The 8,290-nt window shown below is 60.0% G+C and carries 7 protein-coding genes; 3 read left to right on the forward strand and 4 right to left on the reverse strand.

The features are described from left to right. Positions 1–13 precede the first annotated feature (13 nt). From ACIQJ2_RS36355 to ACIQJ2_RS36365, 3 genes are read left to right on the forward strand one after another with little or no spacing between them, the layout of a single operon-like run. Positions 14–1,111, forward strand: a complete 1,098-nt coding sequence (locus ACIQJ2_RS36355; RefSeq protein ID WP_400677418.1) for an efflux RND transporter periplasmic adaptor subunit — start codon at positions 14–16, stop codon at positions 1,109–1,111. A 9-nt stretch (positions 1,112–1,120) separates the two neighbouring features. Further along, positions 1,121–4,249, forward strand: a complete 3,129-nt coding sequence (locus ACIQJ2_RS36360) for an efflux RND transporter permease subunit (protein ID WP_400677420.1) — start codon at positions 1,121–1,123, stop codon at positions 4,247–4,249. Beyond that, positions 4,246–4,518 (forward strand): hypothetical protein, encoded by a 273-nt coding sequence (locus ACIQJ2_RS36365; RefSeq protein WP_199148996.1) that lies wholly within the window; start codon positions 4,246–4,248, stop codon positions 4,516–4,518. Before ACIQJ2_RS36360 ends, ACIQJ2_RS36365 begins: the two co-directional genes overlap by 4 nt. Positions 4,519–4,632: 114 nt before the next feature. Here the strand turns inward: ACIQJ2_RS36365 and blaOXA are convergent, their stop codons facing one another. The 4 genes from blaOXA to ACIQJ2_RS36385 form a co-directional block, all read right to left on the reverse strand. Continuing rightward, positions 4,633–5,436 carry a class D beta-lactamase gene (gene blaOXA, locus ACIQJ2_RS36370; protein ID WP_400677422.1) on the reverse strand — a complete coding sequence of 268 codons (804 nt, stop codon included), beginning with the start codon at positions 5,434–5,436 and terminating at the stop codon, positions 4,633–4,635. Between the two features lie 12 nt (positions 5,437–5,448). Beyond that, positions 5,449–6,186, reverse strand: a complete 738-nt coding sequence (locus ACIQJ2_RS36375) for an SIMPL domain-containing protein (protein ID WP_400677424.1) — start codon at positions 6,184–6,186, stop codon at positions 5,449–5,451. Between the two features lie 39 nt (positions 6,187–6,225). Continuing rightward, positions 6,226–6,597 (reverse strand): hypothetical protein, encoded by a 372-nt coding sequence (locus ACIQJ2_RS36380; RefSeq protein ID WP_199148999.1) that lies wholly within the window; start codon positions 6,595–6,597, stop codon positions 6,226–6,228. Positions 6,598–6,794: 197 nt separating this feature from the next. Beyond that, on the reverse strand, positions 6,795–7,691 hold the full coding sequence (locus tag ACIQJ2_RS36385; protein WP_400677426.1) for a sterol desaturase family protein: 897 nt from the start codon (positions 7,689–7,691) through the stop codon (positions 6,795–6,797). Positions 7,692–8,290 lie beyond the last annotated feature (599 nt).

Below are 8,290 nucleotides of genomic sequence, written 5' to 3' on the forward strand. Positions count from 1 at the left end.
AAAAATAACGATTATGCTGACGTTCATTGCCCTGGGAGTCACGAGTGCCGTGATCGCGCCAGCCAGCCGTGACGTTCGCGGTTCGGCGCAGGTCGAGCTGACGCCTGCAGTCAAGACGATCGAGCTCGCCCCGATGGAGGTGGCGAAAGTTCACCGACAAAGCTATCCGCAGGACATTCGCATCAACGGTTTCATCCAGCCTGCGCGGCGTGTGACGCTGACGGCAAGATTGTCCGGCACGCTGGCCACAGTCGATGCCGATGTGGGGACGGCCGTTCACGCAGGCGACACCATCGCACGCTTCGACACGGAAACGCTGACACTTTCGCTGAACAAGCTGGTCGCAACCACGGAAGCCAAGGCGGCGACGATTCTGCGCGCGCAGAAGGACCTGGAACGCACTCGCAGTCTCGCCGCCACCGGCGGTGTCGCCCAGGCGAAGCTGACGGAGGTCGAGACCAATCTCGCTGTCTTGAAAGCCGAGCTACGCGCTCTTCAGGCCGAAGAGGCCGAGGCACGGCGCGCGCTGGACGACGCTGTCGTCACCGCGCCGTTCGACGGAATCGTCAACGCCCGCAAGATCAATCCCGGCCAGGCCGTGTCGATCAATACGGAGCTGTTCGAGATCGTCGATATCGCGCAGCTGGATCTGGTAGCCCTCATTCCGCCGCAGGAGAGTGCCGGGCTCTCTATCGGGCAAACGGCGTCCATCGAGATCGAGGGACTGCCAGACAAATCGCTGGCGGCTCGACTCGACAGGATAAGCCCGGCAACTCTCGACAACTCGCGATCGCTGCAGGTCTATCTTCGGCTCGATCACACCATGCCCGGCCTTCGTGGCGGCATGTTCGGCCACGGCTCGCTGCAGATCGAGAAACGTATGAATATACTGGCCGTCCCGGTCGCCGCGATCGTCAAGGACGGCGGTGAAACCTTCATCCGAACCATCGTCGACGGCGCGGTGCGCCGGCAAGCCGTCACGCTCGGCTCAGCCAAGGTCGGTGAGGATCTGGTCGAGATTCGCTCAGGATTGAGTGAAGGCGATGTCGTCATAACCGTCCCGCTCAAGGACGCCTCCAACGGCACTTCCGTGAAAATCGCGGAACGCTGAGGGCCATCAATGCTTCTAGCCCGTATTTCCATTCAGCAGCCCGTTTTCGCCACGATGGTCATGGTTGCCATCGTGGTGCTCGGCGTGACAGCCTGGTCGCGCCTGCCCGTCGACCTGCTGCCGTCGATCGACCTGCCGGCCGTGGTGGTCTCCACCAATTTTGATGGGGCCTCGGCTCTGGCTGTCGAGCAGCAGGTCAGCCGGCCTATCGAAGAGAGCATCGGCGCCATCGCCGGCGTCAAGAAGGTCACGTCACGCTCCTCGACCGGCAATTCGCTCGTCATTGCGGAATTCACGCTCGAGACGCCGTCGCGAGCCGCGGCGGACGAGGTGCGAGATCGCATATCGCGCCTTCAGGATGCGCTTCCCGACGGCGCGGATCGGCCAATCGTGACGCGTTTCAATCCGCAGGATGCGCCGATCATGTCGCTGGCAGCCTTCTCGTCGGAGACGTCGATCAGCCGCATGACGAAAATCGCCGACACGACGATTGTGCCGCGATTGCGCCGCGTACCGGGCGTCGGTCAGGTGACGCTGGTCGGCGGAAGCGAAGATCAGGTGCGCATCCAACCCGATCCGGCAAAGCTTCAGTCCTTCGGCATTCCGATCCCGACCGTCATCGATGCCATACAGCGGGCAACACGCGACAGCGCCATCGGCTCCATCACGTCTTCGACGCGCGAGCGCAGCATCACGGTCAGCGTTCAACCGGGCAGCGTCAGGGAGTTTGCCGACATCGTCGTCACGCAGGACAGCGCCGGACGCGCCATCCGCCTCTCGGAAGTTGCCGACGTGATGGAAGCTGGCGCCGATCCGAAGAGCCGGGCCTGGTTCAACGGCAAACCAGCGCTCGGCCTCGATATCAACAAGCTGGAAGGCGCAAACACCGTCGCGGTCGCACAGGGCATCGAACGGGAACTGACGCGCCTGAGGAAAGATGACGCTCTGCGGGATATCGGCATCGTCGTGTCGCAAGACAGCTCCCGCACGATCGTCGGCCAAATCGGCGATGTGCAACGAACGATCGTCGAAGGCGGCGCGCTGACGATCGTCATCGTCCTGCTGTTTCTCAACTCGTGGCGCTCGACCATCATCACGGCGCTCACCCTGCCGGTCGCGGTCATCGGAACCTTCGCCGCCATGGCCGTCATGGGCTTCAGCCTCAATCTGATGACCATGCTGGCTCTATCGATCTGCATCGGCATCCTGATCGATGACGCCATTGTCGTGCGAGAGAATATCAGCCGCCATGCGGCCATGGGCAAGGATCGCAAGCAGGCTGCGCTGGACGGCACATCGGAGATTGGCCTTGCGGTGCTCGCCACCACACTCTCCATCGTCGCGGTTTTCCTTCCCGTCGCCTTCATGGGCGGCATCATCGGCCGATTCTTCCTCCAGTTTGGCATCACCGTTTCCGTCGCGGTCCTGATTTCGCTCTTCGTGTCCTTCACGCTCGACCCGATGCTATCAAGCGTCTGGGTCGACAATTCCGCATCGGGAAAAAGGGGACGCCTTCAGGCGATGCTCGACCGCTTCGACCACGGCTTCGAAAAAGTTGCGCAGCGCTACGGCAGGATCGTCGGCTGGTGCCTCGGCCATCGCGGCATAACCTCGATCTGCGTCGCGGTATTGTTCGTCGGAGGGCTCTGCCTCGTCATGAGGATCGGCACGGAATTCGTGCCGAAATCGGATCAGGGTATGGTCACGGTCAGCCTTACCCTGCCTGAAGGTTCGTCGGTCGAATATACCGCGGCGAAGATCAGGCAAACTGAAGCCATCCTGCGGACGTTTCCGGACATTCAGGATCTCTACTCCACAGTCAATAGCGGCGATGGCGCCAATACCAACGAAGCAAGAATAGCCGCTTCGCTGGTGCCCTCGGACAAGAGAACGATGACCTCGGTCACCATCGCGCCGAAACTGCGCGACGCGTTGAGCCCGGTGGGTGGTGTCACCATAGAGGTCGGGCAGCCGGGCGATGGCTCCGGCGGAGGAGCAAAAACGATCCAGATATCCGTCCAGGGCGGTGATCTCGACGTCCTCGAGAACCTGTCGAAAGAGATGAAAGCCAAACTCGACAAGATCAAGGGACTGATAGACCTCGAATCCTCCGCGGATAAGAAGCGTCCGATGCTGATGATCCGGCTTCGCACGGTCGAGGGGGCGGACCTTGGGATTTCAACGGCGACCATCGAGCGCAACCTTCGGCCTCTGGTGGCCGGGGAAAAGCTGACGAGCTGGGCACATGGCGGCGCCGAATCCCGCTATGTCGCCATTCGATTGCCGGAAGCGGGTCGCCGGACGATCGATGATCTCAAGCAAATTCCCATCCCCGTCGAACGGTCAGGTACAAAAGGCCCGGCAACGACAGTGCCGTTGTCGCAGGTCGCGGATGTCACGGAAACCTTGGCGCCACAGACCATCGTCCGCCGCGATGGCGACCGTGAGGTCCGTCTCTCCGCAAATCTGAGTGGACAGCCGCTCGGAACTGTCGTCAGCGATATCCAGACGGTCATCGCCTCGACGGACCTGCCGGCCGGCTACCGCATCATCATCGGTGGCGAGGCCGACGACATGATGGAGAGCTTCGGCTATGCGGTGCAGGCCCTGGTCCTTGCCATCGTCTTCATTTACCTCATCCTTGCCTCGCAATTCGGCTCCTTCATCCAGCCCATCGCGATCATGACGAGCCTGCCTCTTTCGATCAGCGGCGTACTGCTCGGTCTTCTTGTGACCGGCTCGACGATCAACATCTTCTCAGTGATCGGCTTCATCATGCTGATGGGGCTGGTGACGAAGAACGCAATCCTGCTCGTCGATCACGCCAACAAGCGCCGCCTGGAGGGCGCCAGCATGCGGCAAAGCCTGATCGAAGCCGGAACGGTCCGTTTCCGCCCGATCGTCATGACCACCTCGGCCATGATCATCGGCATGATGCCGCTGGCGCTGGGCTTCGGCGAGGGCGGGCAGGAGCGTGCATCGATGGCCCATGCGGTCATCGGCGGCCTGATCTCCTCGACGGCATTGACGCTCGTATTCGTGCCGGTCGCCTTGTCGTTGATCGAAAGCTGCAGGACAATGCTGGTGAAGAAACGCGATCGTCCGGAAACCGAACAGTTGAAGGATGCAGCCATATGACGAGAAACGACCCCTGGTTCCGCGTGAAGGCCTATGGCTTCGGTGCTGGCCTGCCTTGCCGCTGGCAGGGCTGGGCAGTGCTCGCGATCTATCTCGTAGCCATCGTCATGGTGGCTGTTTTCGCCGGACCCTACTCGGTTAGCCATCCGATCCACTATGCGGTCGCAATCTTCATTCCGACGGCGCTAGTGCTGTTGATAAGCTGGTGGAAGAGCGATGCCCCATGGCGGTGGCGCTGGGGCGAAGCCAAGAATGATGGCAATCGATGAGGCCAACGCCTCGGGTTCGTGGGCAACCGCCCCTGCCGTCTCGAGCACTTACAAAAAAGCATCCGGGCATTTCCTGCCCGGATGCTTGAAATCTGGACGGCGGCGCGGAGACGCCTATATGCCGTCAGGCTTTGAGAAGAGGTCCGCCAGGATTGCATCGCGCGCCCGTTTTCCGGCCGAACCTGGTATCTTTTGTTCCTCCCCGATCAGGCGGGCGAAGACGATCTTGCGGTCGCCCTTGGTCGCCCATCCGACGAACCAGCCATACATCTTGTAGCGATCATTCCGGACGCCGATGCGCGAAGCGGGCATGGCGCCGGTTTTGCCGAAAGCATGCCAGCCGGATTGCTGTACTCCATAGTCGGCTATTTTTGCCGTCATATCGTAAGCTATATCGCTAACCCCGAGCTCCCGCCGCACCAGTTTGCGCAGGAAGACGAGTTGTTCGACGGGAGAGATCTTCAAGGACGAACCGAGCCAGGCATGGGTCAGGCCGTCATGCTTGCCCGGATTGCCCGACACGTCGCGATTGCCATAATCAAATTGGCGAACGTAACTTTGAAACTTGGTGGGGCCGAGCGCCTCGGTAAGGCGTTGCGAATACCAAACAATGGATTTTTCCATCCATAGGCGCGGACCTGCGCTGTCTTCCCACGTCGTCGACCAATCGGAGTAGCCCTTCACGTAGGGCCATACCGGCTTTGATTCGTCGACCAGAACATGGGCGTCGTAACCCATGAGGCTCAATGCAAGCTTGAACGTCGATGCGGGGGAGAGTTTGCGCTCACAATCTCCCTGCCTCGACAGGATCTTGCCGCTGTCGACATCCTCGACGACGGAGCAGATTGTCTCGGCATATGAAACAGCCGGAAGCGCGGCAAAAACTGCACTAACTGCAAACAGGCGCAGAGGCCTCATGACATTCTCCATTCACCTTGCAACCAGATAGGATACCGCAACCCGTGCGGTGACGACATTCTTGCCCGACACGACAGGTACGCCGCCATCGAGGCTGGCGGAACGGAACCTCGCCTCCGTCGAAGCATAGGGGAATACCGTTGCTGCAGGCTGATCTTCGATCGCAACGATCGGCCCGAGCTTGAGGTTCGAAGCTTGCGCGATCGACCCGGCGCTTTTCGCTGCCGCCGCAACCGCAATCTTGCGTGCCTCGTCGACCGCCCCCGCCACATCATCGACGATGAAATCCACAGAGCCTCCCTCGTTGACACCATTCTTCAGGGCGACGTCAAGGACATCGCCGACTTCCGAAACCTTGTGGACACGCACCAGCAGCGTGTTCCTGGCATCGTAGCCGACGATGGTGGATGATGGCAGGGTACCATCAGGCTTGGGCGTGAAGTCGAAGCGTGGAGAGATCTGAAAATCCACGCTCTGCATATCGTCCCGACCAATGCCGGCCGATACAAGTGCGGCGATGACTTTCCGGGTCCCGTCCGTGGAGGCCGAAACCGCCTGGCTTGCCTCTCCCGCCTGACGCAATACCGTCAGGCGGACAACCGCGAGGTCCGGACTGCGAAGCACCTGGCCTTCGCCGACGACGCGAATGAGGCCGGCACCCTGGCCCAACTTTTCCTCGGCATGTACTGGAACCACCAGAGCGATGGAAAGGATCGCCGTGACGGCGGTGATGATGGACGCGCACTTCATTTCCCAAAATGCTCCCGCTGAAAGGATTTGTTGTTCGGCCTATTCGCACTCAAGTGAAGGTTGGCGGAAGCTGGTCACGTACCAATCCGAACCGGAGCTTCGGGTATAGAAGGTGTAAAAGCATTCGGTATGCTCGACGTAGCCCGGCGTCTCCGTGGTTTCAAAACGCCTGCCGTGACGCGTTTCCCTGATCTCGCCACTGGATTGGCCCGGCATGACCTGCGTCTTCTGCTTGCGCCATTGGTAGGCGCGTTCGCCAGCGCGCAGGTCGTAGACATTGTCAGGCGGGCCATAGTCGAGCATGACGCTGCTAATCGGCGCACCGATATAGCTTTTCATGACTTGCGAGGCGCAGGCCGAAAGAAGAAGCAGCACCGTAAGCGCGGCAATCCCGACCGGGAGCCGCTTCATTCCAAAATATCCCTGCTTCTCGTCGTCTAGCGAGACTATTCCACCCTCGTGTTTTCTACGCATTCCGAACGGAAAACCGTTCCGCGCTTTTCCTCGAAATGCTCTATCGGCAGACATCAAGAACGTCCTTTGCAACTGGAGATGATCGCAGGCAGGGGTACGTCCCAGGGATTACGGCAGCATTGCGCATTGCGGCATCAGCTGTTTTTTGTCGGGCGGCCGATAATCTGCCGGACGCCATCCTTTCGAAAGGGCTGCGCCAGCTGACCGAGAAAGCTCTTCGCTATCTGCCCCCGAATGCCGATATCGGTCGAAGACGGCCGGTCGGGATTGAAATAGGTGCCGAACAAGAGGTCGTAAAATACGATATTCTCGCAGTAATTCGTGTTGCCTTCGCGAAGCTCCTTGGAGTGGTGCCATCGATGCAGGCGCGGTGTGCTGAAGATGTAGTCGAAGAGACCGGTTCTCATATCGACATTGCAATGCGTGAGGATGCCCATGAACGCAGTGACGGCGCCGAGCCACAGGAACACCTGGAGCGGCGCGCCGAGAAGGAAGAGCGGAAGCTGGCTGAGTGCGACCTTGAACAAAGAATCGGCGATATGGAAGCGGCCGGTATTGACGACCCAGAGGCGTGTGACGCTGTGATGCAGGGCATGGAATCGCCAGAAGAAAAGCCTCTCATGGGCAAACCGATGCGACCAGTATAGGCCGAACTCGGCGATAAGGACGCCCATGACCACCTGCAGCAGCATCGGCAAAGTGGTCGGCCAGATGTCGAGCTGCGCACCCGTAAATGGCAACAGGATGATGGCGGTGTACATCGGGAACACGGCGCCCAGCAACGCCATCAGCTGAACGAGGCCCTTGGTCAGCAGCGTGTGGGCGATATCGTTTGCTATCTCGCCGTCGGAAAGCAGCCAACGCCGCTCGTAGGGGATGTACCGCTCCAACAGGAAAAGCAGCAGAACCTCACCGGCATAGATAAGAGCAAAGGCGAACATCGGTCGCTCGCTTGCGAAGGCGAAATAGGCACACAGAAGACCGGAAAAGAAGACCAGAGGCCAGGAAGAGAAGGACAGAACCGTCTTCATTGCGTGTCCAGCCATTCGAGCAGTTCGCGGCAGCTTCTGGCCCGCCCGTCGCTAAATCGCCCGTCGGTGCAAGGATTGACACGAGGAACGCCCCGCCGCTCATATTCATCATTTGCTCGGGGATACCAGCGATCATGGCGCAATGCGCGTCTGAGTTCGGCGCACGTCCGTGGCCGCCCATCGCTCAGACGACCATCGGTGCATGGGTCGTATCTGTATTGCACTGAACGAACGGTTGGTCCGTGCCGGGCCGGGTTCGCCTGCGCGCCCAGGCAGTGTCCGCCGGAAACTACGACACATGCCAACAGAAAGGATAATCGCATACCATCCGCCTTCGATGTCTCAGATGGCGGCAATCTCGGTAGGCTGGATTGCAGGAGCATTGCGTTATTCTGGAGGAACAGTCCCTTTGTCAGCCTCCGCGGCCTCTTTGTTTACGAGGGTTGTCAGCTGCTCTGTGGGCGGCTGATCTACGATGGCGAGTGAAGAAGAGGTTTTCGCGCGAGCGCTATGTATTGTATTGGGGGATTATTGGTTGCGGGGGCAGGATTTGAACCTGCGGCCTTCAGGTTATGAGCCTGACGAGCTACCGGGCTGCT

It is taken from the genome of Rhizobium sp. NPDC092011, from assembly GCF_044756305.1.
Taxonomy (GTDB): Bacteria; Pseudomonadota; Alphaproteobacteria; order Rhizobiales; family Rhizobiaceae; genus Rhizobium.

Excerpts from the sequence above, each read along its gene's own strand:
- ACIQJ2_RS36355 (WP_400677418.1), top strand. The coding sequence starts at position 14 with ATGCTGACGTTCATTGCCCTGGGAGTCACGAGTGCCGTGATCGCGCCA.
- ACIQJ2_RS36360 (WP_400677420.1), top strand. The coding sequence starts at position 1,121 with ATGCTTCTAGCCCGTATTTCCATTCAGCAGCCCGTTTTCGCCACGATG.
- ACIQJ2_RS36365 (WP_199148996.1), top strand. The coding sequence starts at position 4,246 with ATGACGAGAAACGACCCCTGGTTCCGCGTGAAGGCCTATGGCTTCGGT.
- blaOXA (WP_400677422.1), bottom strand. The coding sequence starts at position 5,436 with ATGAGGCCTCTGCGCCTGTTTGCAGTTAGTGCAGTTTTTGCCGCGCTT.
- ACIQJ2_RS36375 (WP_400677424.1), bottom strand. The coding sequence starts at position 6,186 with ATGAAGTGCGCGTCCATCATCACCGCCGTCACGGCGATCCTTTCCATC.
- ACIQJ2_RS36380 (WP_199148999.1), bottom strand. The coding sequence starts at position 6,597 with ATGAAGCGGCTCCCGGTCGGGATTGCCGCGCTTACGGTGCTGCTTCTT.
- ACIQJ2_RS36385 (WP_400677426.1), bottom strand. The coding sequence starts at position 7,691 with ATGAAGACGGTTCTGTCCTTCTCTTCCTGGCCTCTGGTCTTCTTTTCC.